The 22,746-nt window shown below is 72.4% G+C and carries 27 protein-coding genes; 16 read left to right on the top strand and 11 right to left on the bottom strand.

The features are described from left to right. Window positions 1–4: 4 nt before the first annotated feature. Window positions 5–433 carry a type II toxin-antitoxin system Rv0910 family toxin gene (locus OG299_RS32150; protein ID WP_266631342.1) on the bottom strand — a complete coding sequence of 143 codons (429 nt, stop codon included), beginning with the start codon at window positions 431–433 and terminating at the stop codon, window positions 5–7. Between the two features lie 171 nt (window positions 434–604). Here OG299_RS32150 and OG299_RS32155 point away from each other — a divergent pair, with 171 nt between their 5' ends. Together OG299_RS32155 and OG299_RS32160 are read left to right on the top strand one after the other, a co-directional pair. Next, window positions 605–1,576, top strand: coding sequence for an EamA family transporter (locus OG299_RS32155; RefSeq protein WP_327363344.1), 972 nt, complete (start codon window positions 605–607; stop codon window positions 1,574–1,576). Between the two features lie 164 nt (window positions 1,577–1,740). Next, window positions 1,741–2,799, top strand: coding sequence for a DMT family transporter (locus tag OG299_RS32160; RefSeq protein WP_266631346.1), 1,059 nt, complete (start codon window positions 1,741–1,743; stop codon window positions 2,797–2,799). Here OG299_RS32160 and OG299_RS32165 read toward each other — a convergent pair. Continuing rightward, the gene (locus OG299_RS32165) at window positions 2,781–3,467 is read right to left on the bottom strand and encodes a pyridoxamine 5'-phosphate oxidase family protein (RefSeq protein ID WP_266633705.1); all 687 of its coding nucleotides are present in this window, start codon (window positions 3,465–3,467) and stop codon (window positions 2,781–2,783) included. The two genes, OG299_RS32160 and OG299_RS32165, sit on opposite strands and share 19 nt — an antisense overlap. Window positions 3,468–3,532: 65 nt before the next feature. Here OG299_RS32165 and OG299_RS32170 point away from each other — a divergent pair, with 65 nt between their 5' ends. Then, window positions 3,533–4,864: an aminotransferase class I/II-fold pyridoxal phosphate-dependent enzyme gene (locus tag OG299_RS32170; RefSeq protein WP_327363345.1), complete on the top strand. Its 1,332-nt coding sequence runs from the start codon at window positions 3,533–3,535 to the stop codon at window positions 4,862–4,864. A gap of 6 nt (window positions 4,865–4,870) precedes the next feature. Here OG299_RS32170 and OG299_RS32175 read toward each other — a convergent pair whose 3' ends face one another. Continuing rightward, complete coding sequence (locus tag OG299_RS32175; protein WP_327363346.1) at window positions 4,871–5,803, bottom strand: DMT family transporter; 933 nt, start codon at window positions 5,801–5,803, stop codon at window positions 4,871–4,873. A 74-nt stretch (window positions 5,804–5,877) separates the two neighbouring features. On the opposite strand from OG299_RS32175, the gene OG299_RS32180 reads away from it, so the two are divergent. Beyond that, a complete protein-coding gene (locus tag OG299_RS32180) occupies window positions 5,878–6,780 on the top strand; it encodes a LysR family transcriptional regulator (protein WP_327363347.1) in 903 nt (300 codons plus the stop codon). 21 nt (window positions 6,781–6,801) lie between these two features. On the opposite strand, the gene OG299_RS32185 is transcribed toward OG299_RS32180, so the two are convergent. Next, complete coding sequence (locus tag OG299_RS32185) at window positions 6,802–7,260, bottom strand: pyridoxamine 5'-phosphate oxidase family protein (RefSeq protein ID WP_266631354.1); 459 nt, start codon at window positions 7,258–7,260, stop codon at window positions 6,802–6,804. Between the two features lie 76 nt (window positions 7,261–7,336). Between OG299_RS32185 and OG299_RS32190 the strand changes: the two genes are divergently transcribed. The 8 genes from OG299_RS32190 to OG299_RS32225 all read left to right on the top strand — a co-directional run bounded on the left by OG299_RS32190 (window position 7,337) and on the right by OG299_RS32225 (window position 14,075). Beyond that, complete coding sequence (locus OG299_RS32190; RefSeq protein WP_266631356.1) at window positions 7,337–7,951, top strand: cysteine hydrolase family protein; 615 nt, start codon at window positions 7,337–7,339, stop codon at window positions 7,949–7,951. An 18-nt stretch (window positions 7,952–7,969) separates the two neighbouring features. After that, window positions 7,970–8,815: a HipA family kinase gene (locus tag OG299_RS32195; protein ID WP_327363348.1), complete on the top strand. Its 846-nt coding sequence runs from the start codon at window positions 7,970–7,972 to the stop codon at window positions 8,813–8,815. After that, complete coding sequence (locus OG299_RS32200) at window positions 8,812–9,195, top strand: DUF3037 domain-containing protein (protein ID WP_327363349.1); 384 nt, start codon at window positions 8,812–8,814, stop codon at window positions 9,193–9,195. The genes OG299_RS32195 and OG299_RS32200 overlap by 4 nt, the downstream gene beginning before the upstream one ends. Before the next feature lie 179 nt (window positions 9,196–9,374). Further along, the gene (fabG, locus tag OG299_RS32205) at window positions 9,375–10,136 is read left to right on the top strand and encodes a 3-oxoacyl-ACP reductase FabG (RefSeq protein WP_266631362.1); all 762 of its coding nucleotides are present in this window, start codon (window positions 9,375–9,377) and stop codon (window positions 10,134–10,136) included. Between the two features lie 21 nt (window positions 10,137–10,157). Beyond that, window positions 10,158–10,928 carry an SDR family oxidoreductase gene (locus OG299_RS32210; RefSeq protein WP_266631364.1) on the top strand — a complete coding sequence of 257 codons (771 nt, stop codon included), beginning with the start codon at window positions 10,158–10,160 and terminating at the stop codon, window positions 10,926–10,928. Between the two features lie 152 nt (window positions 10,929–11,080). Further along, a complete protein-coding gene (locus tag OG299_RS32215) occupies window positions 11,081–12,664 on the top strand; it encodes an ABC transporter substrate-binding protein (RefSeq protein ID WP_266631366.1) in 1,584 nt (527 codons plus the stop codon). Window positions 12,665–12,787: 123 nt separating this feature from the next. Beyond that, window positions 12,788–13,456, top strand: a complete 669-nt coding sequence (locus OG299_RS32220; RefSeq protein ID WP_266633707.1) for a uracil-DNA glycosylase — start codon at window positions 12,788–12,790, stop codon at window positions 13,454–13,456. A gap of 94 nt (window positions 13,457–13,550) precedes the next feature. Next, window positions 13,551–14,075 carry a hypothetical protein gene (locus OG299_RS32225; protein WP_266633709.1) on the top strand — a complete coding sequence of 175 codons (525 nt, stop codon included), beginning with the start codon at window positions 13,551–13,553 and terminating at the stop codon, window positions 14,073–14,075. Window positions 14,076–14,142: 67 nt separating this feature from the next. On the opposite strand, the gene OG299_RS32230 is transcribed toward OG299_RS32225, so the two are convergent. Both OG299_RS32230 and OG299_RS32235 read right to left on the bottom strand, forming a co-directional pair. After that, window positions 14,143–14,697: a hypothetical protein gene (locus OG299_RS32230; protein WP_327363350.1), complete on the bottom strand. Its 555-nt coding sequence runs from the start codon at window positions 14,695–14,697 to the stop codon at window positions 14,143–14,145. Window positions 14,698–14,814: 117 nt separating this feature from the next. After that, on the bottom strand, window positions 14,815–15,339 hold the full coding sequence (locus OG299_RS32235; RefSeq protein WP_327363352.1) for a DinB family protein: 525 nt from the start codon (window positions 15,337–15,339) through the stop codon (window positions 14,815–14,817). An 83-nt stretch (window positions 15,340–15,422) separates the two neighbouring features. Here OG299_RS32235 and OG299_RS32240 point away from each other — a divergent pair, with 83 nt between their 5' ends. Further along, window positions 15,423–16,328, top strand: a complete 906-nt coding sequence (locus OG299_RS32240; protein ID WP_266631372.1) for a Gfo/Idh/MocA family protein — start codon at window positions 15,423–15,425, stop codon at window positions 16,326–16,328. On the opposite strand, the gene lnt is transcribed toward OG299_RS32240, so the two are convergent. The 5 genes from lnt to OG299_RS32265 form a co-directional block, all read right to left on the bottom strand. Further along, window positions 16,273–17,865: an apolipoprotein N-acyltransferase gene (lnt, locus tag OG299_RS32245; RefSeq protein ID WP_327363354.1), complete on the bottom strand. Its 1,593-nt coding sequence runs from the start codon at window positions 17,863–17,865 to the stop codon at window positions 16,273–16,275. The two genes, OG299_RS32240 and lnt, sit on opposite strands and share 56 nt — an antisense overlap. 69 nt (window positions 17,866–17,934) lie before the next feature. Further along, the gene (locus OG299_RS32250) at window positions 17,935–18,405 is read right to left on the bottom strand and encodes a nuclear transport factor 2 family protein (RefSeq protein WP_266631376.1); all 471 of its coding nucleotides are present in this window, start codon (window positions 18,403–18,405) and stop codon (window positions 17,935–17,937) included. A gap of 69 nt (window positions 18,406–18,474) precedes the next feature. Next, complete coding sequence (locus OG299_RS32255) at window positions 18,475–18,651, bottom strand: DUF8839 family protein (protein WP_099893904.1); 177 nt, start codon at window positions 18,649–18,651, stop codon at window positions 18,475–18,477. Window positions 18,652–18,775: 124 nt separating this feature from the next. Beyond that, window positions 18,776–19,654, bottom strand: a complete 879-nt coding sequence (locus tag OG299_RS32260; RefSeq protein WP_266631381.1) for an undecaprenyl-diphosphate phosphatase — start codon at window positions 19,652–19,654, stop codon at window positions 18,776–18,778. Between the two features lie 48 nt (window positions 19,655–19,702). Beyond that, the gene (locus OG299_RS32265) at window positions 19,703–20,428 is read right to left on the bottom strand and encodes a TVP38/TMEM64 family protein (RefSeq protein ID WP_266631383.1); all 726 of its coding nucleotides are present in this window, start codon (window positions 20,426–20,428) and stop codon (window positions 19,703–19,705) included. A gap of 49 nt (window positions 20,429–20,477) precedes the next feature. On the opposite strand from OG299_RS32265, the gene OG299_RS32270 reads away from it, so the two are divergent. The 3 genes from OG299_RS32270 to tuf all read left to right on the top strand — a co-directional run bounded on the left by OG299_RS32270 (window position 20,478) and on the right by tuf (window position 22,661). Then, window positions 20,478–21,194: a DNA alkylation repair protein gene (locus OG299_RS32270; protein WP_327363355.1), complete on the top strand. Its 717-nt coding sequence runs from the start codon at window positions 20,478–20,480 to the stop codon at window positions 21,192–21,194. A gap of 52 nt (window positions 21,195–21,246) precedes the next feature. Beyond that, window positions 21,247–21,378 carry a hypothetical protein gene (locus OG299_RS32275; RefSeq protein ID WP_267000744.1) on the top strand — a complete coding sequence of 44 codons (132 nt, stop codon included), beginning with the start codon at window positions 21,247–21,249 and terminating at the stop codon, window positions 21,376–21,378. A gap of 101 nt (window positions 21,379–21,479) precedes the next feature. Beyond that, window positions 21,480–22,661 carry an elongation factor Tu gene (gene tuf / locus OG299_RS32280; RefSeq protein WP_327363356.1) on the top strand — a complete coding sequence of 394 codons (1,182 nt, stop codon included), beginning with the start codon at window positions 21,480–21,482 and terminating at the stop codon, window positions 22,659–22,661. Window positions 22,662–22,746: the final 85 nt, after the last annotated feature.

Raw genomic sequence — 22,746 nt, forward strand, 5'->3', positions numbered from 1 at the left:
GGGGTCAGACGACCAGCCCGGCGAGCTTGCGGAGCGACTCGTTCAGGGCGGCGGTGGCCGAGTCCTTGAGCTTGCCCGCCATCAGGGAGACGGCGGCCCCGTTGAACTCCCCGTCGATGCGGACCGTGGTGGCCCCGCCGTCCGGGATCAGGGTGTACCGGGTGAGGATGGCCACGCCCATCGGGCCCTTGCCGGTGATCGCGAAGACGCGCTCGGCCTCCAGCTCCGAGACGGTCCAGGCGACCTCGGCCGGGAAGCCCATCATCTTCATGTTCTCCTCGAAGGTGGCGCCGACCGCGAGGGTCTCCGGGCCGCCCTTCGGGAAATTCGTGTGGGTCATGCTCCACTGGCCGTACGCCGCCCAGTCCGTCAGCTGGGCCCAGAGCTTCGCGGCGGACGCCTCAATGCGTGATTCCGCGGTGACTTCGGCCATGCGACCACCCCTTCTCGTCGGGTACGTGCGGCGGAACGTAGCCCCGGCGGGCGGAACATTCAATACTGACGACCTGTCAGAAATGGACGGCCCGGTCACGGCGGGTCTCGGATGCGTCTCAACAGGTGTCACATCTGTGATGGTGCTGACCGGCCCTGCCATGATGGCCGGATGCAAGCGTCAGGGAGAAACGCCGGACTGGGCCTCGCGCTCGTCTCGGCGTTCGCGTTCGGTGGCTCGGGTGTGGCGGCGAAGCCGCTGATCGAGGCGGGTCTGGACCCGCTGCACATGGTCTGGCTCAGGGTGGCCGGGGCGGCGCTGGTGCTGTCCCCGCTGGCCTGGCGCCACCGAGGCCTCCTCTTGCGCAAACCCCTGCTGCTCGCCGGCTTCGGGCTCGTCGGCGTCGCCGGCGTGCAGGCCTTCTACTTCGCCTCCCTGTCCCGGATCCCGGTCGGCGTGGCCCTGCTCCTTGAGTACCTCGGCCCGGCGCTGCTGCTCGGCTGGATCCGCTTCGTGCAGCGCAAGCCGGTGACCCGGGCCGCCGCGGCCGGCGCCGCCGTGGCCGTCGTGGGGCTCGCCTGTGTCGTCGAGATCTGGTCCGGGCTGAGCCTGGACCTGCTCGGCGTGCTGCTCGGCCTCGCCGCCGCCTGCTGCCAGGCCTTCTACTTCGTGTTCGCGGACCACGGTGCCGACGCCGCCGCCGGGGGCGACGTGCCCGACCCGCTCGGGGTGATCGCGTACGGCATGCTCATCGGCGCGCTGGTGATGACGGTGATCGCCCGGCCGTGGGAGATCGACTGGCAGCTGCTGGGCGGGCGGGCCGCGATGGGGGACCTGTCGGTGCCCGCATGGACGCTGCTCGGCTGGGTGGTGCTGATCGCGACGGTGTTCGCGTACCTGACCGGCGTGGTTTCCGTGCGCATGCTCTCGCCGCAGGTGGCCGGTGTCGTGGCCTGCCTGGAGGCGGTGGTGGCCACCGTGTTCGCCTGGATCCTGCTGGGCGAGCACCTCTCGACCCCTCAGATCGTCGGCGGCGCGCTGGTGCTGGCCGGGGCCTTCATCGCGCAGTCCGCGCGGCCCACCCCGCCGGGTGCGGCGGATCCGGAATCGGCCGTTCTGGACCGCGAGACGATGACGGCCTAAGGTGGCGATCGTGCATTCGACCGTGCTTCCGCCTCCCGCCGCGTAGCCGCGGGCAGCTGCCCCTCGTGACGTAGACCCGGCCCGGGGAGTTCCCGGGCGGGTCCGCGCTGCCCGCGAAGCGATGACCTTCCCTTTCATCCTTCACGCATGCGCGGAGCACACTCGTGTCGAATCTTTCGCCCGCCTCAGGGCGCAGTCTGCTGTACCTCGTCGTCGCCGGAGCCGCCTGGGGCACCGCCGGGGCGGCCGCCTCCCTCCTCTTCCTGGCCAGTGACCTCGGCCCGCTCGCCCTGTCGTTCTGGCGGTGCGCCGGCGGGCTGGTGGTGCTGCTGGGAGTGCTCGCCGTACGCCGGCCCCGGGGCCCGCGGCGGGCGCGGCCGTCGGCGGTCTCGCTGATCGGGACGGGGCTGATGTTCACCCTGTTCCAGGCCGCGTACTTCGCCGCCGTACGGGAGACCGGCCTCGCAGTCGGGACCGTGGTGACCCTGGGCGCCGGGCCGGTGCTGATCGCTCTCGGGGCGCGGCACTGGATGGGCGAGCGGCTCGGCCGGGGCGGGGTGGCCGCCGTTGTCGGGGCGCTCGCCGGGCTCGCCGTGCTGGTCCTGGGCGGCGGGGGCGGCGGGGGCGGTGAGGTGCGGCCGGTCGGCGTCGGCTGGGCCCTGCTGTCGGCCGCCGGGTACGCCGCGATGACCCTGCGGGCGCGCTCGCTGGGGCGGCGCGGGGCGGGCGGGGACCCGCTGGTGACCACCGCCTGGTCGGTCGCGGTGGGCACGGTGTGCCTGCTGCCGCTCGCCGCGGCGGAGGGGCTGGTGCCGCACACCGCCGAACTCGGGCGGGTGCTCTGGCTGCTGGTGTACGTGGCCACCGTGCCGACGGCCCTGGCGTACGCGCTGTACTTCACCGGGGCCGCCGCGGTGCGGGCCGCTACGGTGTCCGTGATCATGCTGATCGAGCCGGTCGCCGCGGCGGTGATCGCCGTGCTGGTGCTCGGTGAGCGGCTGACCGGCGCCGTGGTGCTGGGCACCGTACTGCTGCTCACCGCGGTGGGAGCGCTGATCGCGGCCGAGGCGCGCAGGCCCAAGGGCGGGCCGGTGGTCCGGCCCGCCCGTGGGTCCCATGAGCCCGGCGAGTCCCGTCAGGGTCATGAGGCTCGCGACACCCCCGAGGCCCGCGAGACCCATGACGCCCGAGAGACCCGCGAGGCTCAGAGCGCGGCGAGATAGTCCGGGGTGGCGATCCCGGGGGCCAGGTCGTCCGCCGGGATCGGGGTCCCGTGCACCGGCGCGACCGGGACCACGCCCGACCAGTAGGGCAGGTCCATGTCCTCGGGCTCGTCGTTGGGGCCGCCGGTGCGGAGCTTCGCCGACACCTCGTTCAGGTCCAGGCGGATCACCGCGGTGGCGGCGAGCTCCTTCGCATTGGCGGGCCGGGAGTCGGCCGAGCGGCCCGGCACCACGTGGTCGACGAGGGCGTCCAGGGCCATCCGGCGCTCGTCCTCGTCGGTCACCTGGTACGCGGTGCCGTGCACGATCACCGAGCGGTAGTTGATCGAGTGGTGGAAGGCCGACCGGGCCAGCACCAGCCCGTCCACGTGCGTCACGGTCAGGCAGACGGGCAGGCCCGGGTCGGCCTGGCCGGCGGCGAGCAGCGGGCGCGAACCGGTCGAGCCGTGGACGTACAGGGTCTCGCCGACCCGGCCGTAGAGCGTCGGCAGGACCACCGGCGCGCCGTCGCGGACGAAGCCGAGGTGGCAGACGTAGGCCTGGTCGAGTATCGAGTGGACCGTCTCGCGGTCGTAGCGCGCCCGCTCGCGGGAGCGGCTCGGGACGGTGCGGTCGGTGGGCTCGTAGCCGCCGCCGGTCGTCCCGGTCGTCCCGTTCGTCTCGGGCATCTCTTGCGTGTCGGTCGTGGCGGTCATGGTGGCGCGCTCCGTTGTACTAGTGCATACTTTACTTTGTGCTAGGAGAGTATCGGATCACAGGGCGTCGCGCATCGGATATCGCGGCCAGTGTCGAAGCGGGCGTCGGATCGGGCGCGCTCGCGCCGGGAGCGCTGCTGCCGCCGATGCGGGAGCTCGCGGGGGTGCTCGGGGTGAACCCGAACACCGTGGCCGCCGCGTACCGGACGCTGCGCGAGCGCGGGGTCATCGAGACCGACGGGCGCCGCGGCAGTCGGGTGCGGGGGCGGCCGGCGAGTGCGCCGCGGGACGAACTGCGGATGGCGGTGCCGCCCGGGGCGCGGGACGTCGCCTCGGGGAATCCGGACGTACGGCTGCTGCCCTCGTTGGACGGGGCCCTGGCCGCGGCCGCGCGCCGGTACGCACAGGCCCCCACGCTGTACGGGGACGACCCGGTGGTACCGGAGCTGCAGCGGCTGGCCCGGGCCGACCTCGACGCGGACGGGGTGCCCGCCGGGCCGGTGGGGGTGACCTCGGGCGCGCTGGACGGGATCGAGCGGGTCTTGGCCTCGCACCTGCGGCCGGGGGACGCGGTGGCCATCGAGGATCCGGGCTGGGGGAGCGTGCTGGACCTGGCGGCGGCGCTGGGTCTGCGCGTGGTGCCGGTGGCGGTGGACGACGAAGGACCGGTCGTCTCGGCGGTGGAACGGGTGCTAGCGGAGGGCGCACGGGCGCTGCTGGTGACGGCGCGGGCGCAGAACCCGACCGGGGCCGCCGTCGGCGCGGACCGGGCGGCGCAGCTGCGCGGCGTACTGGCGCGGTACCCGGAGGTGCTGGTGGTCGACGACGACCACGGGCACGCCATCGTGGACCTGCCGCTGCACTCGCTGGGCGGGGTGACCCGGCACTGGGCGCTGGTGCGGTCCACGGCGAAGGCGTACGGGCCCGACCTGCGCCTCGCGGTGCTGACCGGCGACCCCGTGACCCTGGACCGGGTACGGGGGCGGCAGAGGCTCGGCCCGGGCTGGGTGAGCCGGCTGCTCCAGTACGCGGTGGTCGAGCTGTGGACCTCGGGCGCGGTGGACCGGGCGGCGGTCGCGCGCTCGTACGGGGAACGGCGGGACGGGCTGGTCACGGCCCTGCGGGAGCGGGGCGTACGGGCCCACGGGCGCACCGGGATGAACGTATGGGTGCCCGTCGCCGACGAGACGGGGGCGGTGACGCGGCTGCTGGCCGCGGGCTGGGCGGTGGCCCCGGGCAGCCGGTTCCGGGTGGAGTCGGGGCCGGGCGTGCGGATCACGGTGTCGGGCGTGCGGATCGGCGAAGTGCCGGGGCTCGCGGCCGCGGTGGCCGCATCGGTCCGGCCCGCGACGGGCGGCCGCTTCGACTGACGCCGCCTAGCGGCGGCGGGTCTGGGTCAGGGCCGCTCCGGCCAGGACGATCGCGGCGCCCACCGGGGTGTTCCAGTGGAGCTGTTCGCCGAGGAGCAGGACGCCCGCCGCGGTGGCGATGACCGGGATGAAGTACGTGACCATCTGGGCCGTGGTCGGGCCGACCTCCGCCACCAGGCCGTACTGCATCTGCAGGGCCATCCCCGTGCCCAGGGCGCCCAGCGCGATCACCGAGAGGGTCGGCCAGAGCGGGAACGAGGCGGGGGTCGAGGTGAACGCGGCGCTGATCGCCAGCAGTTGGAGTGCGGAGAGCATCAGCTGGGCTCCGGTCAGCGCCACCGGCGAGCCCGGGACCGAGGCCAGCGTGCGCCGGACGTAGATCCAGCCGATCGGGTAGCAGAGCGAGGCGAGCAGGGCGAGCGCGGTGCCCTTGGCGTCGATGCCCGAGAAGCCCTGCCAGGCGCCGAGGACCGTCAGGACGCCGAGGAAGCCCAGGCCCAGGCCGGCGAAGCGGCGGCGCGTCGGGCGGTCCTCCGACAGGGCCACCAGCGACAGCGCCATGCCCCACAGCGGCGAGGTGGCGTTGCAGATCCCGGCCAGGCCCGACGGGATGCTCAGCTCGGCGTACGAGAAGAGCGAGAACGGGGCGGTGTTGAGCAGGAGCGCCGAGACGGCCAGGTGCGCCCAGGTGCGGCGGCCCCGGGGGAGCGGCTCGCGGCGGACCGCGAGCACGGCCAGCAGCGCCAGCGCACCGAACAGCACCCGGCCGAGGGCGACCTGGAACGGGGCGTACGCCTCCGTACCCACCTTGATCAGCAGGAAGCTGAAGCCCCAGACCACCGAGAGGACCGCGAAGCGGAGCCGCCAGTCCACCCGCCTGGTCCGGGCGGGGGCGACCGGTGGGGAGAGAGTGGGGCGAGGGGTGGCGGGTGCGCTCATGCGGGGTACTCTGCTCCGCCCAACCGCGTAGGACAAGCGAGACTTCTTCGCGGTGACGGCGTAGCATCGCTTACATGTTGAACCTGGAGCGCCTGCGTACCCTCGACGCCCTCGCCCGCCACGGCTCGGTCAGCGGCGCGGCCGACGGGCTCCACGTCACCACCTCCGCCGTCTCCCAGCAGATGGCCAAGCTGGAGCGGGAGGTCGGCCAGCCGCTGCTGGCCAAGAACGGCCGCGGGGTCCGGCTCACGGACGCGGGCCGGCTGCTCGCCGATCACGCGGCCCGGATCATCTCCCAGGTGGAGCTCGCCCAGGCCGATGTGGAGGCCCAGCGGGGCTGCGCCGTCGGCGAGCTGCGGATCGGCGCCTTCCCGACCGCCATGCGCGGGCTGCTGCCCCAGGCGCTGACCGCCCTGCGCGCCGGACACCCCGAACTGCGACCCCTGGTGAGGGAGCGGGAGCCCGAGGACAGCATGGCGGCCGTCGTGCGCGGCGACCTGGACCTGGCGCTGGCCATCGACTGGCACAACAAGCGGATGCCGGTGCCCGCCGAGCTCACTCGGGCGCACCTGCTCGACGACTCCTGCGACATCGCCGTGCCGGCCGCGCACCGGCTGGCCGACCGCGACCGGATCTCCCTCTCCGAGTTCGCCGAAGACGACTGGATCTCCTGGAACGAGGGCCAGTTCTGCCACGAGTGGCTCGTGTACACCCTGCGCGGCGCCGGCATCGAGCCGCGCATCGCGCACATCGCCGAGGAGCACCACACCCAGCTGGCCTTCGTGGAGGCCGGGCTCGGGGTGTGCGTGACGCCCAGGCTCGGGCGCGGCCCGGTGCCGCCCGGGGTCCGGCTGCTGCCCGTGAGCGACGCGGTGCGCCGCCACGTGTACGTCGTCTGGCGGGCGGACGCCGACCGGCGGCCCTCGATCCGGGCCGCCGTCGAGGCCCTGCGGCAGGCCGCCGCGGCGGTGCTCTAGGACATCAGGGCCCAAGGGGCGTCAGAGTTTGCGGAAGTCCCAGGAGACGATCGACTCCGGGGTGAGGCGGATCCACGCGTGGCGGCCGTCGTGCGGCATCTCCTCGATGCCGAAGTTCTTGGCGGGAAACAGCCGTTCCACCTCGGCGAGCTCCGGGCAGGCCTCGCCCGTGCGCGGGGCCTCGCCCACGAAGACGGCGCTGCCGGAGAGTTCGACCCCGTGCAGTTCGTCGTACGTCTCGCCCGCGTCCACGACCACCGAGATCCGCGGGTCTCCCCGCAGGTCGGACCAGCGGCGGCTGCGCGTGATCGAGTACAGCCACAGGGAGCTGCCGTCCCAGGCGAACCACAGGGCGCCCACGTGCGGGCGGCCGTCCGGCGAGACGGTCGCCACCCGGCAGGTGCGCTGCTCGCGCAGGAAGCCGTCCACTTCTGCGTCGGTCATCATGATGCGGCGGCCCCGCCGCTGTGATCCGTCCATCCGTCCCGCACCCCTTCACATCTGACTGAGTGTCAGGAATCATGCGGGATCGATGGTCGTCACGCCAGGGGGAGCCATGCCGGAACTCGATCCCGCCACCACCGCGCTGCTCACCGTCGAATGCCAGAACGGCGTCGTCGGCGAGGAGAGCGCCCTGCCCGAGCTCGCCAAGGAGGCCCGGGACTCGGGGATGCTGGGGCGGGTGGCCGCGCTGGTCGACGCCGCGCACGCAGCCGGCGTCCAGGTGCTGCACGCGATCGCCGAGCGGCGGCCGGACGGGCTGGCGGCCAACGCCAATGCGCGGCTGTTCCGGGCCGCCGGGAAGCTGCCCGTCCGGCAGCTGTCCGGGAGCCGGGCGGTGGAGGTGGCGGCCCCGATCGAAGTGGCCGAGAACGACCTGGTGGTCCGCCGGCTGCACGGGCTCTCGCCGATCTCCGGCACCGACGTGGACGCCCTCCTGCGCAACCTCGGCATCCGCACCCTCGTCGTCGCGGGGGTCTCCTCGAACATCGCGATCCCGAACACCGTCTTCGACGCCGTCAACCTCGGCTACCGGGTGGTGGTGCCGTCCGACGCCATCGCGGGGGTGCCCGCCGCGTACACCGCCGAGGTGATCCGCAACTGCCTGGCGCTCGTCGCGACCGTCACCACGGCCGAAGCCCTGCTCGCGCAGTGGGCTCCCGCGCACTGACCCCCGTAACCTGGGCGGATGTTGTCCGAAGTGATCGCGACCCGTTACGTCACGCCCCTGCGTGAGGGCGGCTCGCTCCCGGGGATCGTCGAGGCCGACGACCTCGGTACCTACGTCATGAAATTCACCGGAGCCGGCCAGGGCCGCAAGACCCTGGTCGCCGAAGTCGTCTGCGGGCGCCTGGCGCAGCGGCTGGGCCTGCGGGTCCCGCGGCTGGTGCAGATGCAGCTCGACCCCGTCATCGGGCTCGGCGAACCCGACCAGGAGGTCCAGGAGCTGCTGAAGGCCAGCGGCGGGCTCAACCTCGGGATGGACTACCTGCCCGGGTCGATCGGCTTCGACCCGCTCGCGTACCAGGTGGACCCCGCCGAGGCGGGACGCGTGGTCTGGTTCGACGCGCTGATCAACAACGTCGACCGGTCCTGGCGCAACCCGAACATGCTGGTCTGGCACGGGGACCTGTGGCTCATCGACCACGGCGCCACCATGATCTGGCACCACAACTGGCCCACTGCCCAGAGCGCCGCGGCCAAGCCGTACAACGCCTCCGACCACGTCCTGGCCCCCGTCGGCCCGGACATCGCGTCGGCCGCCGCCGCGCTCGCGCCCCTGGTGACCCGGGACCTGCTCGAGGAGGTCGTCGCCGACGTGCCCGACGAGTGGCTGGTCGACGAGCCGGGCTTCGACTCCACCGACGCGGTGCGCCGCGCCTACGTGGAGGTGCTGCTGCCGCGCGCGGCCACGATCCACGAGAGGATCTCGATGGAGGCCGAGGTGAAGGCCCCCTCCGAGCCGCCCGGGTGGCTGACCGACCATCTGACCGAATGGCCCCACAAGACCAAGAAGAAGAGCGACGGCGAGTGACCAAGCGGGACGTGTTCGAGTACGCGCTGGTGCGCGTGGTGCCCCGGATGGAGCGCGGCGAGTGCTTCAACGCCGGAGTGATCGTCTACTGCCGGGCGCGCTCCTACGTGGCCGCGCGCACCCACCTGGACGAGGCCAAGCTCCTCGTCCTGGACCCGGAGGCCGACGTGGCCGGCGTACGCGCCGCCCTGCGCGGGGTCGAGGGCGTGTGCACCGGCGGCGAGCGGGCCGGCCAGGCGGCGGGCGACGACGCGGGCCGCAGGTTCCGCTGGCTGATCGCCCCGCGCAGCACGGTGGTGCAGCCCGGGCCGGTGCACACCGGACTGACGACCGACCCGGAGGCCGAGGTGGAACGGCTGCTGGACCTGCTGGTGCGCTGATCCGGACGGCGGCCGTACGGCGAACCGGACGGCGGTCTTCATGACGTGAGGAGCCTTGGGGCCGGGTGCCGTTGACACCGGGTGCCAGGGCTCCTAGCGTCTCCTCAGCTGAAGCTACTAAGCGGTTGCTCACCCACGGGGAGCCGCTGATGAGGATTCCGAGCGCGAGGAGATCCACCATGTCCACCACCGAGCAGCGCGTCGCGATCGTGACCGGGGCGGCCCGGGGCATCGGCGCGGCCACCGCCGCGCGTCTGGCCGCCGAAGGCCGGGCGGTCGCCGTGCTCGACCTTGACGAGGCGGCCTGCAAGGACACCGTCGAGGCGATCACCGCGGCCGGCGGCAAGGCCCTGGCGGTCGGCTGCGACGTCTCCGACGCGGCGCAGGTGGAGGCGGCCGTCGAGCGCGTCGCGAGCACCCTGGGCGCCCCGACCATCCTGGTCAACAACGCGGGTGTGCTGCGCGACAACCTGCTCTTCAAGATGAGCGAGAACGACTGGGACACCGTCATGAACGTCCACCTGCGCGGTGCGTTCCTGATGTCGAAGGCCTGTCAGAAGTACATGGTGGAGGCCAAGTTCGGCCGCATCGTCAACCTCTCCAGCAGCTCGGCGCTGGGCAACCGGGGCCAGGTCAACTACTCCGCGGCCAAGGCCGGCCTGCAGGGCTTCACCAAGACCCTGGCCATCGAGCTCGGCAAGTTCGGCGTCACCGCCAACGCCGTCGCCCCCGGTTTCATCGCCACGGAGATGACCGCCCAGACGGCCGCGCGCATGGGCGTGGGCTTCGAGGAGCTGCAGGCCGGCGCGGCCTCGCAGATCCCCGTCCAGCGCGTCGGCCGCCCGGACGACATCGCCAACGCGATCGCGTTCTTCACGGGCGAGGCCGCCGGCTTCGTCTCCGGCCAGGTCATGTACGTGGCCGGCGGCCCGCTCAACTGACGAGAGGCAGGGCGCAGGCTCATGACGAACAGCAGCACGAACGCACCGGACAGCGGCAAGGTCGCACTGATCACCGGTGCGAGCCGGGGCATCGGCTACGGCATCGCCGAGGCGCTCGTCGCCCGCGGCGACCGGGTGTGCATCACCGGGCGCAACGAGGACGCCCTCAAGGAGGCCGTCGAGGCGCTCGGCGCGGACCGGGTGATCGGGGTCGCCGGCAAGGCGCACGACGAGGCCCACCAGGTCGTCGCGGTCGAGCGGACGATGGAGGCCTTCGGACGGGTCGACTTCCTGATCAACAACGCGGGCACCAACCCGGTCTTCGGTCCGATCGCGGACCTGGACCTCGCCATCGCGCGCAAGGTCTTCGAGACCAATGTGATCTCGGCGCTCGGCTTCGCCCAGCGGACCTGGCACGCCTGGCAGAAGGACAACGGCGGTGCGATCGTGAACATCGCGTCCATCGCGGGCGTCTCCGCCTCGCCCTTCATCGGCGCGTACGGGATGAGCAAGGCCGCCATGGTCAACCTCACCCTCCAGCTCGCCCACGAGATGGCACCCGGGGTCCGCGTGAACGCGATCGCCCCCGCGGTGGTCAAGACCAAATTCGCCCAGGCGCTCTACGAGGGCCGGGAGCAGGAGGCCTCGGCGGCCTACCCGCTCGGCCGGCTCGGGCTCCCCGAGGACATCGGCGGGGCCGCGGCTTTTCTTACATCTGCACAAGCGGAATGGATCACGGGACAAACTCTCGTCGTTGACGGAGGAATGTTCCTCAATGCCGGAGTGCACTGATCGGTAATCGGACGCATTTGCCTCCTGAGGGGAGGCAAATGCGTACCTAATATGCACGAAATCGGTCAAGTGTCACATGAAACCTGCCCATTGGATTTGTGTGTCACTGCGGTAGGGTCTGCCGCACCCCTGGCTGATCGAGGAGCGTGCACGTGTTCATCCGGACCAGATGCCTGCAGATCACTGCGGCCCTTGCGTCCATATCCCTGCTCGCCGGATGCGGTCTGCTTTCGGACGACAGCAGTGACGCCGCGAAGAGGATCGTCGTCGGCACGACGAGCTCCCCGAGCACCCTCGATCCCGCCGCCGCCTGGGACGGCTCCTGGGAGCTGTACCGGAACGTCTACCAGACCCTGCTGGCGTTCCCCACGGGATCCACCAAGCCCCAGCCCGACGCCGCCCAGAACTGCGAGTTCACCGACGCGGCGAACGAGTCGTACCGGTGCACCCTGAAGAAGGGCCTGAAGTTCTCCGACGGCGAGGCGCTCGACGCCAAGGCCGTCAAGCACTCGCTCGACCGGATCCGGACGATCAACTCCCAGACCGGTCCGCTGGGCCTGTTCGGCAGCCTGGACAAGATCGAGACCCCGGACGCGCTGACGGTCGTCTTCCACCTGAAGACCCCGGACGCCACCTTCCCCTTCGTCCTCGGCTCGCCGGCCGCCTCGCTGGTCGCCCCCAAGGACTACCCGGCCGACAAGGTGCGGGAGGACGGCAAGGTCACCGGCTCCGGCCCGTTCGTGCTCGACTCGTACAAGGAAGGCAGCGAGGCGGTCCTCGGCAAGAACGGGACCTACAACGGCTTCGCGAACCGGCGTAACGACGGGGTGACCATCCGCTACTTCGCGGACTCCACCAAGATGGTCGCCGCGCTCAAGGACAAGGAGATCGACGCCACCTACCGCGGTCTGTCGGCCCCGGAGATCAAGGACCTGCAGACCCCCGCCTCGCACGGGCTGGGCGTCCAGGTCGTCGAGAACGTCGGCGCCGAGATCCGCTACCTGGTCTTCAACCCCAAGGACCCGCAGGTCGCCAAGCTGGCGGTGCGCCAGGCGATCGCCCAGATCATCGACCGCGGCGCGATCGTCTCCAAGGTCTACCAGGGCACCGCCGAGCCGCTGTACTCGATGGTCCCCAAGGGGGTCGTGGGCCACAAGACGCCGTTCTACGACAAGTACGGCCAGGGCGACGTCAAGAAGGCCCAGAAGATCCTCAAGGACGCCGGGATCACCCAGCCGGTGGAGCTGACCTTCTGGTACACCACCGACCGCTACGGCGCCTCCACCGCCGACGAGTTCACCGAGCTCAAGCGCCAGCTGGACGAGAGCAACCTCTTCAAGGTGACCCTGCGCGGCCAGCCCTGGAAGGTCTTCCAGGTCGGCTACAAGAACGGCGAGTACCCGGTCTTCGGCCGCGGCTGGTTCCCCGACTTCCCGGACCCGGACAACTTCATCGCGCCGTTCGTCGGCAAGGACAACGCGGTCGGCACCCCGTACGAGCCCGCCGAGATCCTCACCGACCTGCTGCCCAAGTCCCGCCGCGAGAGCGACCGCGCGGCAGGCGTCCGCGAGTTCGAGCAGGCCCAGCAGATCTTCGCCGAGGACGTCCGGCTGCTGCCGCTGTGGCAGGGCAAGCTGTACGTCGCCGCCCGTGAGGACATCGCCGGCGCCGAGCGGGCGCTCGACCCGCAGACCGTCTTCCAGATGTGGGAGCTGTACCGCAAGACCAGCTGGTAGCCCCTGCCGCGGGCGCCCCCGGGCGCCCGCGGATGAGGCGTTGTCAGTGGCCCCCGGTAGGTTCTGAGCTGTTGCACCACGCAGTTGCGCGAACTTGTACCGGAGGTTGTAGACGTGACCCAGATGCTGCCCGAGTCCTGGCTCCCCGTCCTCGGCGACGAGCTGGACCAGCCCTACTTCAAAGAGCTCACCGAGTTCGTCGAGAAGGAGCGGGCGAACGGGCCGGTCTACCCGCCCCGCGAGCAGGTCTTCGCTGCCCTCGAGGCCACTCCCTTCGACAAGGTGAAGGTCCTCGTCCTCGGCCAGGACCCCTACCACGGCGCCGGCCAGGGCCACGGCCTGTGCTTCTCCGTGCAGCCCGGGGTCAAGACCCCGCCCTCGCTGCGCAACATCTACAAGGAGATGCACGCGGAGCTGGGCACGCCCGTCCCGGACAACGGGTACCTGATGCCGTGGGCCGAGCAGGGCGTCCTGCTGCTCAACGCGGTGCTCACCGTCCGCGAGGCCGAGCCCAACTCGCACAAGGGCAAGGGCTGGGAGAAGTTCACCGACGCGGTGATCCGCGCGGTGGCCGACCGGCCCGACCCGGCCGTCTTCGTGCTGTGGGGCGCCTACGCCCAGAAGAAGCTCCCGCTCATCGACGAGGAGCGGCACGCGGTCGTCAAGGGCGCCCACCCCTCCCCGCTGTCGGCCAAGAAGTTCTTCGGCTCCCGGCCCTTCACGCAGATCAACGAGGCCGTCGCGGCCCAGGGCCATGCGCCGATCGACTGGACGATCCCGAACCTCGGCTGACGCCGCACGCGCCTCGGTGCCATTGCCGGTGCCTCCGGTTAGCGTCGTGACGACCGGACCGGAGCAGGTCTGGCAGAGCAGGCCGGAGGCCGCCGTGACGGAGCAGCAGGAGGCGTCGGAGGACGCCGTCATGACCAGGATCGGCCAGGCCGTCATCCTGCTGCACGCCGGTGACCGCGAGGAGGCCCGCAACCGCCTCGGCGAGATCTGGAACGAGATCGGCGAGGACGGCGACTGCCTCCACCGGTGCACGCTCGCGCACTACATGGCCGACGCCCAGGACGATCCCGCCGACGAACTGGCCTGGGACCTGCGGGCCCTGACCGCCGCCGACGGCCGGGGCAGGGGGCCGCGGGACGGGCTGCCCGCGCGGCACGAGCCGCATCCCGCGGTGCGCGTGTTCTACCCGTCGCTGCACCTCAGCCTGGCCGCCGACTACGTCAAACTCCAGCGGCCGGAGGCGGCGCGGGTGCACCTGGCCCGGGCCCGGGCCGCCACCGGGGCCCTGGCCGACGACGGGTACGGGAACGGCGTACGGGCCGCCATCGCCCGGCTGGAGCGGCGCCTGGCCGCGGAACCGGGCAGGGCCCCCCGGCCGTTCCCGGAGCAGTACCCCTAGGGGGTGTCGTGCCGATCGGCCCGGGTTCGCGGCGTCCGGCCTGATCGGCAAGACACCCCTGACCCGCTCAGTCGCCGTGGACGCCCGCGCAGATGCGGGCCTCCGGGCTGTCCGGGTGCCAGCGGCCGTGCCGGCGGCCCAGCGCGCACACGTCGGCGGGCCGGACCGGCAGCTCCTTCACCAGCTCGCGCGGCACCTGCGCATCCGGCCCCGACGGGTCCGTAGGGCCCCCCTGGCCCGCTGGGCGGCGTGCGGCGGGCCGGTGCGGCTCCGGGATGTCCGGCACCGGCGGGGCGGCCTGTGAGGGCCCCTCGGGCGCCGCGGCCGCCGTGCCCGCCGGAGCCGCCGCGCTGCGGGGGGCGGCCGGCCGGCTCGCGGCTGCGGCCGCCGGCTGCGCGGACTGCCCCGGTACGGCCTTCAGCGCCTCCAGGGCGGGTGCCTGGACCGCCACCGGCGCGGCCCCCGGCCCGCCCCGCGGCCCGTACCGCGGCGGCGCCCCCGTGGTGCCGGGGGCGGCCGCCGGCTGCATCGGGGCGGGGGTCACATTCACGCAGCCGGAGACGGCCGAGACGGCACAGGCGACTCCGAGCAGCAGCTTTGTCGTGGTTCGCGTTGGATGCACTCGCGCAACTCTGCTGTGTGAGGACCCCGTTGCGAAAACCCGGAGCCGATATTGACCCCGCACGGGTGACGGACATCCGCCGGACACCGGCCCGGCACCCGCTCGCACCGGAGGGCCTCAGTCGCCCGTGGCGCCGTCGATCTGCTCGCGCAGCAGGTCCGCGTGCCCGTTGTGGCGCGCGTACTCCTCGATCATGTGCGTGTAGACCCAGCGCAGGCTGAACGCCTCGCCGCGGTGGTGGCTGTCGGGATCCGACAGCAGGTCCAGCGAACGGCCCGCCGCGGCCTGGCGCGCCAGCTCGACCTCGGTCTGCCAGGTCTGCTCGGTCAGGGACCAGGTCTCGTTCGCGCCGAAGTGGAAGTCCCCGTCCGGGTCCTCGCGCGTGCAGTACAGCTCGGGGAGGTCCTCGCCCAGCATGATCTCCCGGAACCAGTACCGCTCCACCTCCGCCATGTGCCGTACGAGGCCCAGCAGGCTCAGTTCGGAGGGGGCGAGCGGGGCACGGCGCAGCTGCTCGTCGCCGAGCCCCTCGCACTTCCAGGCGAGGGTGGAGCGGTGGTAGTCGAGCCAGCCGTCCAGCATCTCCCGCTCGTCGGCGGTGGTGGAGGGCTCGGTGCGATGGGATCCGGTGGTGGTGGTCATGGTCGACATCCTCGGCGAACGCGGGCCCCGCCACCAGGGATTAAGCTGCGGAAGTCCTGTATGGATCAACCTGGAGGTTCCCGGTGAAGGTCGGCGTCATCGGACTCGGCGACATCGCCCAGAAGGCGTACCTGCCCGTCCTCACCGCCCGCCCGGGCGTCGAGCTGCACCTGCAGACCCGTACTCCGGCCACGCTGGAGCGGATCGGGGAGATGCACCACATCCCGGCCGCACGCCGGCACACCGACCTCGACGGACTGCTGGCCGAAGGCCTCGACGCGGCATTCGTGCACGCCCCGACGGCCGTTCACCCCGAGATCGTGACACGGCTGCTCGCGGCCGACGTGCCGACATACGTGGACAAGCCCCTCGCCTACGAGCTCGTGGAATCGCGGCGGCTGGTCGAACTGGCCGAGGAGCGCGGGGTGTCGCTCGCCGTCGGCTTCAACCGCCGCCACGCGCCCGGCTACGTGCAGTGCGCCGACCACCCGCGTGACCTGATCGTCATGCAGAAGAACCGGATCGGGCTGCCCGAGGACCCCCGGACCTTCGTCCTCGACGACTTCATCCACGTCGTCGACACCCTGCGCTTCCTGCTGCCCGGCGAGACCGACCACATCGACGTCCGGGCCCAGGTGCGCGACGGGCTGATGCACCAGGTCGTCCTCCAGCTGTCGGGCGCCGGCTTCACCGCGCTCGGCATCATGAACCGGCTGTCCGGGTCCACCGAGGAGATCCTCGAGGTGTCCGGGCAGGAGACCAAGCGGCAGGTCGTCAACCTCGCCGAGATCATCGACCACCGGGGCCAGCCGACCGTGCGGCGCCGCGGGGACTGGGTGCCGGTCGCCCGCCAGCGCGGCATCGAGCAGGCCGTGGACGCGTTCCTGGAGTCGGTCGCGGCGGGCAGGACGGTCGGTGCCCGCGACGCGCTGCTCACCCACGAGCTGTGCGAGCAGGTGGTGTCGTCGGCTCTGGAGCAGGCTTCCTGAGCCCGAGCGACCGGGTGCCCTCGAGCGTGCAGTACGCCGCCAGCAGCGCGAGGGCGGCCCCCACGGGCCAGTCCCCGAAGCGGACGTAGAGCGTCGTGCCGCGGGCGAGCGGGACCTCGTACACCTGCGCCGCACGCGCGGAGGTCGCCAGTGCCGGGCCGATCCGCTCGCCCGAGGGACCGTGCACCTCGCTGATCCCGGTGAGAGTGGCGTGCACCACGGGGCGGCCGTCCTCGGCGGCGCGCACGGCGGCGAGCGAGGCGTGCTGCGCCGGGGCCCAGCTGTGCTGGAAGCTCGAGGTGGCCGACTGGGCGATCAGCAGGGCGGCCCCGTCGCGGGTCAGCCGGCGGCTCATGTCGGGGAAGGCGGACTCGAAGCAGACCAGCGGGCCGAAGCGGACACCGGGCCGCCCCGGCAGGTGCATCAGCACCGGGCCCTCGCCGCGCCGGCGGTCCTCGCCGGCGGCCTTGCCGACCGAGGTGGCCCAGCCGAGCAGGGACCGGGCCGGTATGTACTCGCCGAAGGGGACCAGGCGCATCTTGTCGTACCGGTCGCCGGTCGGCCCGTGGGGGCCGACGAGGACGGAGCTCTTGTAGATGCCGCCGTCGGGCAGCGCAGCCGCCGTTGCGGCCGGCGCCGCGTCCGGGCCCGGCGGGCGCCGGGCGTCGACGTTGACCAGCAGCGGGGCGCCGACCTCGGCGGAGAGCGAAGCGAGGCGCCGGGCCAGGTCCGGGCGCGCCGCCAGGTCCGCCCCGACGCTGCTCTCGCCCCACACCACCAGGTCCACCGGCTGCCCGGCCAGCGTCCGCGTCAGCCGCTCCCCGGCGGCGAACCGGAGGTCGGTGCTGTCCGGGCCGTCCGCCACCAGGCCCGGCTGGACGACGGCCACGCGGAGCGTGCCCGACACCTCGGGCCGTGGCACCCACAGCCACACGACCCCGGTCAGCACCGCGCACCCCGCCATCCCGGCCACCGCCGGGACCCGGGCGCCCGGCACCGCGATCAGCAGCACCAGCCCGCAGTTCACCGCCACCACCAGCAGGCTCACCAGCCACACCCCGCCCACCGAGGCGAGCCGCAGTGCGGGCGCCACCTGCCACTGGCTCGCCCCCAGCAGGCCCCACGGCCCGCCCAGCCCCTGCCAGGACCGGGCCAGCTCCGACAGCAGCCAGCCCGCCGGTACGAGGAACAGTGCGGCCGTCGCCCGGCCCGGATCCGGGACCCCGCCGAGGAACTCCCGCACCAGCAGGGCCCAGGGGATCCAGAGAAGCCCCAGCAGGGCCGCCACGAGCAGCAGGAACACGTGCAGGCTGGGCCACAGCCAGTGGTGGACGGCGACGATGAACCCGGCGCCGCCGAGCCAGCCTTCCAGGGCGGCGCGCCGCCCGGTCGGTGCCGTCCTCAGCAGCAGCATCCAGGGCACGAGGGCGACGTACGCGAACCACCAGAGCGCGGGGGCGGGAAAGGCGAGGCAAGCCAGTGCCCCGGCGGCGGCCGCGGCCGCCGCACGCCAGCACCGGGTCCGCTTCGAGAGCATGACGCGCCTCCGCTTCCAGTGTGGAACAGGGCCGCCCGGGCGGCCGTTCGAGCAGGGTCCGGAGACGGTCTACGCGGACATGTGCCGCCATTTCTCGTGCACGGTGACACGGGTGAGCCGCCAGCCGTCGCGGGCGGTGCGGGCGAGATCGAAGGTGTAGCGGCCGGCGGCGACGAAATTCGGCGCGGTCACCGACCCGTCGAACTCCTCGCCGGCCAGCCGCATCGGGTTGAGGAAGTCGGCGCGCACCTCGGCACGGTCGCCGGGGGAGCCGCCGAGGTCCTCCAGCCGGATCAGCCGGTTGACGATGAGGTGCTGGCGCACCGGGAACAGCCTCATGGTCTGCGCGAGCCAGTCCGCGACCTCGGCGGCCGGGCCCTCGATCCCGCCCGCCGAGCTGTAGTCGGCCCGTCCTGCGGGAGCGAACAGCGCGCGGTACGCCGCCCAGTCGCCGTCGTCCACGGCCACCGCGTACCCCGTGACCACCTCGTCGATCGCCAGCCGGTCCATGACCGTGGCGAGGTCCACACGCTGCGTCATCGGGTCAGTGTGGGGGCGCGGGGCGGCGAGGCCAAGGGGCGTGCGCGCACCGGATCTCCGCGCGGATGATCAGTGACCGGAATGCGCCTCCCGCTGCCGGACCACGACGAGGAACGCGTCGGTGGCCAGGTCCATCACCACTTCGGCCGGCACGCCCTCGCGCATCCGCTCGGCGGCGTACTCCTCGGCGGGCCAGCTTCCCCTCGGACTTCCGGCCGGAAATCGCTCCAGCACCACTCGACCCATGGGACACCCCCTGCTGCTTGCCTTCCGGTCTCTTCAGGTCTCTTCAGGCACAACGACGCGGAGGCCGCCCGGGAACGTTCCCGAGCGGCCTCCGGTTCACGCGAAGCGGTGAGCGGCAGCGGTGTCAGCCGGCCGACTGGGCGGCGAAGGGGCTGAGCACGCCCATGCCGATCAGTACGAACAGTGCGATGCCCAGGGCGATCCGGTAGATCACGAAGGGCATGAAGCTCTTGCTGGAGATGAACTTCATGAACCACGCGATGACGGCGTAGCCCACGAAGAACGCGATGACCGTGGCGAGGATCGTCGGCCCCCAGGTGATGTGACCCGGGCTCTCGATCACGTCCTTGATCTCGAACGCGCCCGAGGCCAGCACGGCCGGGATGGCGAGCAGGAAGGAGTAGCGCGCCGCCGCCTCACGCGTGAAGCCCAGCAGCAGACCGCCGGAGATCGTCGCACCGGAGCGGGAGACGCCCGGGATCAGGGCCATGGCCTGGCACAGACCGAAGACCAGGCCGTCCTTGACGCCCAGTTCCTTGAGCGTCTTGCGCTCACGGATGGCACGGTGCCGGCCCCCCTCCTCGTCGCGGGCGGCCAGCCGGTCCGCGATGCCGAGTACGACGCCCATCACGATCAGGGTGGTGGCGGTCAGTCGAAGATCACGGGCCGGGCCGGTGATCTGGTCCTTGAACGCGACACCGAGGACACCGATCGGGATCGACCCGACGATCACCAGCCAGCCCATCTTGGCGTCCTGCTCCGAGCGCAGCGCCTTCGTGAACAGCGAGCGGAACCAGGTGGAGATGATCCGCGCGATGTCCTTGCGGAAGTAGATCAGCACGGCGGCCTCGGTGCCGATCTGCGTGATCGCGGTGAAGGCCGCGCCCGGGTCCTGCCAGCCGGCGAATGCCGCGGTCAGCCGGAGGTGGGCGCTGGAGGAGATCGGGAGGAACTCCGTAAGCCCCTGGACGAGACCGAGGATTAGGGATTCGAACCAGCTCATGTCGGGGTGCGCTCGTCCTTGTGATCGTCGGGCAGTTCGGGTCCGATGCTAGGGCCCGTGGGGAGCGGCACTGACCACAGGGGGGTGCTGCGGTGCATGATCGTACGTTTCACACACCGGTACGGGCGCCAGCCGGTGCCGCTTGCGCCACCCGACGACCGCTGCCGCCACCGCCGAGACGGCGATGAAGCCGAACGAGGCGAGGAAGGCGGGGGAGTCCGGCGAGGAGGCGCTCGCACCCGCGACCACGTACGCGGCGGTGTTCGGGACGACCCCGATCGCCGTCGCGAGGAGGAAGGGCAGCCAGCCGCAGCGGGACACGGCCGCGCAGTAGTTGGCGACCGCGAACGGCAGGCCAGGGAAGATGCGGACCGCCAGCATCGAGCGGAAGCCGTGCCGGGCCAGCTGGTCGTCGGCCGCCTGCAGCCAGCGGCCGCGCAGCAGCGGCCGTACGGCGTCCCGGCCCATCATCCGGCCCAGCCCGAAGGAGATCCCGGCGCCGATGACGGAGCCGCCGACCGCCGCGACCAGGCCGAACGGGATGCCGAAGACGGCTCCCGCCGCCAGGTTGAGCAGCGGGCGCGGCACCAGGGCCGCCGTGGCCACCCCGTACGCGGCCGCGAACAGCAGGACCGCCGTGCCCACCGGCAGACCCGGGGGCCAGCCCTCCGACAGGATGCGCTGGGGCTCGTACAGCACGACGCACACGCCGGCCGCCAGCAGCAGCACGACGAGCAGCGACAGCCGGGTCCACGGCGCGAGGAGGAGGGACATCCCGGGAGACTAGCCGACCGATGCGGCGCCGCGCCGTAATCTGGGCCTCATGCGGCCGAACGACCAGCGCCCCCCGAAGGTCCCGCACAGCGCCCTCGCGGACACCCTCCTCGACCGCCTCACCACGACGTACGGAGCGGCCGCCGACCCGGCGCAGGCCCGGTCCATGGCCGCGTACATGAAGGACGTCGCGCCCTTCCTGGGCATCCGCACCCCGCTGCGGCGCGAGCTGTCGAAAGCCGTGACCGCGCACACCCCCAAGCCGGCGGAGGCGGACGTGGCAGCGCTCGCGCTGCGCTGCTGGGAGCTCCCGGAACGCGAGTACCACTACTTCGCGGTGGACTATCTGCGCCGCCACGTCCGCGTCTGCTCCTCCGGCTTCCTGCCGGTGGTCCGGCAGCTGATCGTCACCGTCCCGTGGTGGGACACCGTCGACCTCCTCGCGGCCCACGCGGTCGGCCCGCTCGTGGCCGCCGACCCGGCGCTCACGGCCGTGATGGACGACTGGATCGGGGACGAGGACCTCTGGCTCGCCCGCACCGCCCTCCTCCACCAGCTGCGCTACAGGTCCGCGACGGACACCGGGCGCCTCTTCGACTACTGCCGCCGCCAGTGCGGGCACCCGGACTTCTTCATCCGCAAGGCGATCGGCTGGGCGCTGCGCGAGTACGCGAAGACGGACCCGGAGGCGGTCCGCGCCTTCGTCGCGGCGGAGCGGGACGCCCTGTCGCCCCTGTCCGTGCGCGAAGCGCTCAAGAACCTCTGACCGCAGGGAAATTCATTAGACGGAGCGGGGCCGGACCGGCAGGATCAGGGGCATGTCCCGGTACGCCTTCCCCGCAGCGCCGTCCGCAGTCGCGGACGCGCCGAAGGCTGCCGCTTTCCTCTTCGAGGCATTCGAAACCTTCGAGGCAACTGCCTTCGCCGCATTCGACGGCGCACGAAGCTGACCCTTCCCGGACAGTCCGGCGGACCCCGCAGGGGGAGGGTCGGCTCGGCTTCCGGGGTCCCGTCGCAGTTTCGGATCATCGAACCAACGGGAAAAGGCATCATGGCCAAGACGGCCTTCGTGCGCACCAAGCCGCACCTCAACATCGGCACCATGGGTCACGTCGACCACGGCAAGACCACCCTCACCGCCGCCATCACCAAGGTCCTGTCCGAGCGCGGCGGCGCCTCCTTCGTGCCGTTCGACCGGATCGACCGGGCCCCCGAGGAGGCCCGGCGCGGCATCACCATCAACCTCACGCACGTCGAGTACGAGACCGACACCCGGCACTACGCCCACGTGGACATGCCCGGGCACGCCGACTACGTCAAGAACATGGTCACCGGCGCCGCGCAGCTCGACGGGGCGATCCTCGTCGTCTCCGCGCTCGACGGGGTCATGCCACAGACCGCCGAGCACGTGCTCCTCGCCCGGCAGGTCGGCGTCGACCACATCGTCGTCGCGCTCAACAAGGCCGACGCCGGGGACCCCGAGCTCACCGACCTGGTCGAGCTGGAGGTCCGCGAGCTGCTCACCGCCAACGGCTACGGCGGGGACGGCGCGCCGGTCGTACGGGTCTCCGGACTCGGCGCGCTGGAGGGCGACCCGCGCTGGACCGGGGCGATCGAGGCACTGCTCGACGCCGTGGACACGTACGTGCCCATGCCCGTGCGGTACACGGACGCGCCTTTCCTGCTGCCGGTGGAGAACGTGCTGACCATCACCGGACGCGGGACGGTCGTGACCGGCGCCGTCGAGCGCGGCAGCGTGCGCATGGGCGACCGCGTGAGCGTCCTCGGCGGCGACGGCGAGCCCGTCGAGACCGTGGTGACCGGCCTGGAGACCTTCGGCAAGCCGATGGAGTCCGCCGAGGCCGGGGACAACGTCGCGCTGCTGCTGCGCGGGGTGCCGCGGGACGGCGTACGCCGCGGGCAGGTGGTCGCCGCGCCCGGGAGCGTCGTGCCCAGGCGCCGCTTCACCGCGCAGGTGTACGTGCTCTCCGCGCGGGAGGGCGGCCGTACGACACCGGTGGCGTCCGGGTACCGGCCGCAGTTCTACATCCGAACCGCCGACGTGGTGGGGAACGTGGACCTGGGCGCGGCGGCGGTGGCCCGGCCGGGCGAGACGGTCGCGATGACCGTCGAGCTCGGACGGGACGTGCCGCTGGAGGCGGGGCTCGGCTTCGCGATCCGCGAGGGCGGGCGCACCGTCGGCGCGGGGACGGTCACGGCCGTGCTCGACTGAATCGCCGCCCGTATCGCCCCGGCGGACTCACACCCCGCCGTGATGGTGGCGGTCCGGTTGCGCCAGACTGCCGTCACCACGGGCG

Source organism: Streptomyces sp. NBC_01296 (assembly GCF_035984415.1).
In the GTDB taxonomy this organism is placed as follows: Bacteria; Actinomycetota; Actinomycetes; order Streptomycetales; family Streptomycetaceae; genus Streptomyces.

Bases quoted from the DNA above. Each gene is read 5' to 3' on its own strand.
- OG299_RS32150 (WP_266631342.1), bottom strand. From the start codon at position 433: ATGGCCGAAGTCACCGCGGAATCACGCATTGAGGCGTCCGCCGCGAAG.
- OG299_RS32155 (WP_327363344.1), top strand. From the start codon at position 605: ATGCAAGCGTCAGGGAGAAACGCCGGACTGGGCCTCGCGCTCGTCTCG.
- OG299_RS32165 (WP_266633705.1), bottom strand. From the start codon at position 3,467: ATGCCCGAGACGAACGGGACGACCGGGACGACCGGCGGCGGCTACGAG.
- OG299_RS32175 (WP_327363346.1), bottom strand. From the start codon at position 5,803: ATGAGCGCACCCGCCACCCCTCGCCCCACTCTCTCCCCACCGGTCGCC.
- OG299_RS32180 (WP_327363347.1), top strand. From the start codon at position 5,878: ATGTTGAACCTGGAGCGCCTGCGTACCCTCGACGCCCTCGCCCGCCAC.
- OG299_RS32185 (WP_266631354.1), bottom strand. From the start codon at position 7,260: ATGGACGGATCACAGCGGCGGGGCCGCCGCATCATGATGACCGACGCA.
- OG299_RS32190 (WP_266631356.1), top strand. From the start codon at position 7,337: ATGCCGGAACTCGATCCCGCCACCACCGCGCTGCTCACCGTCGAATGC.
- OG299_RS32195 (WP_327363348.1), top strand. From the start codon at position 7,970: ATGTTGTCCGAAGTGATCGCGACCCGTTACGTCACGCCCCTGCGTGAG.
- fabG (WP_266631362.1), top strand. From the start codon at position 9,375: ATGTCCACCACCGAGCAGCGCGTCGCGATCGTGACCGGGGCGGCCCGG.
- OG299_RS32210 (WP_266631364.1), top strand. From the start codon at position 10,158: ATGACGAACAGCAGCACGAACGCACCGGACAGCGGCAAGGTCGCACTG.
- OG299_RS32220 (WP_266633707.1), top strand. From the start codon at position 12,788: ATGCTGCCCGAGTCCTGGCTCCCCGTCCTCGGCGACGAGCTGGACCAG.
- OG299_RS32235 (WP_327363352.1), bottom strand. From the start codon at position 15,339: ATGACCACCACCACCGGATCCCATCGCACCGAGCCCTCCACCACCGCC.
- lnt (WP_327363354.1), bottom strand. From the start codon at position 17,865: ATGCTCTCGAAGCGGACCCGGTGCTGGCGTGCGGCGGCCGCGGCCGCC.
- OG299_RS32250 (WP_266631376.1), bottom strand. From the start codon at position 18,405: ATGACGCAGCGTGTGGACCTCGCCACGGTCATGGACCGGCTGGCGATC.
- OG299_RS32255 (WP_099893904.1), bottom strand. From the start codon at position 18,651: ATGGGTCGAGTGGTGCTGGAGCGATTTCCGGCCGGAAGTCCGAGGGGA.
- OG299_RS32260 (WP_266631381.1), bottom strand. From the start codon at position 19,654: ATGAGCTGGTTCGAATCCCTAATCCTCGGTCTCGTCCAGGGGCTTACG.
- OG299_RS32265 (WP_266631383.1), bottom strand. From the start codon at position 20,428: ATGTCCCTCCTCCTCGCGCCGTGGACCCGGCTGTCGCTGCTCGTCGTG.
- OG299_RS32270 (WP_327363355.1), top strand. From the start codon at position 20,478: ATGCGGCCGAACGACCAGCGCCCCCCGAAGGTCCCGCACAGCGCCCTC.
- OG299_RS32275 (WP_267000744.1), top strand. From the start codon at position 21,247: ATGTCCCGGTACGCCTTCCCCGCAGCGCCGTCCGCAGTCGCGGACGCG.
- tuf (WP_327363356.1), top strand. From the start codon at position 21,480: ATGGCCAAGACGGCCTTCGTGCGCACCAAGCCGCACCTCAACATCGGC.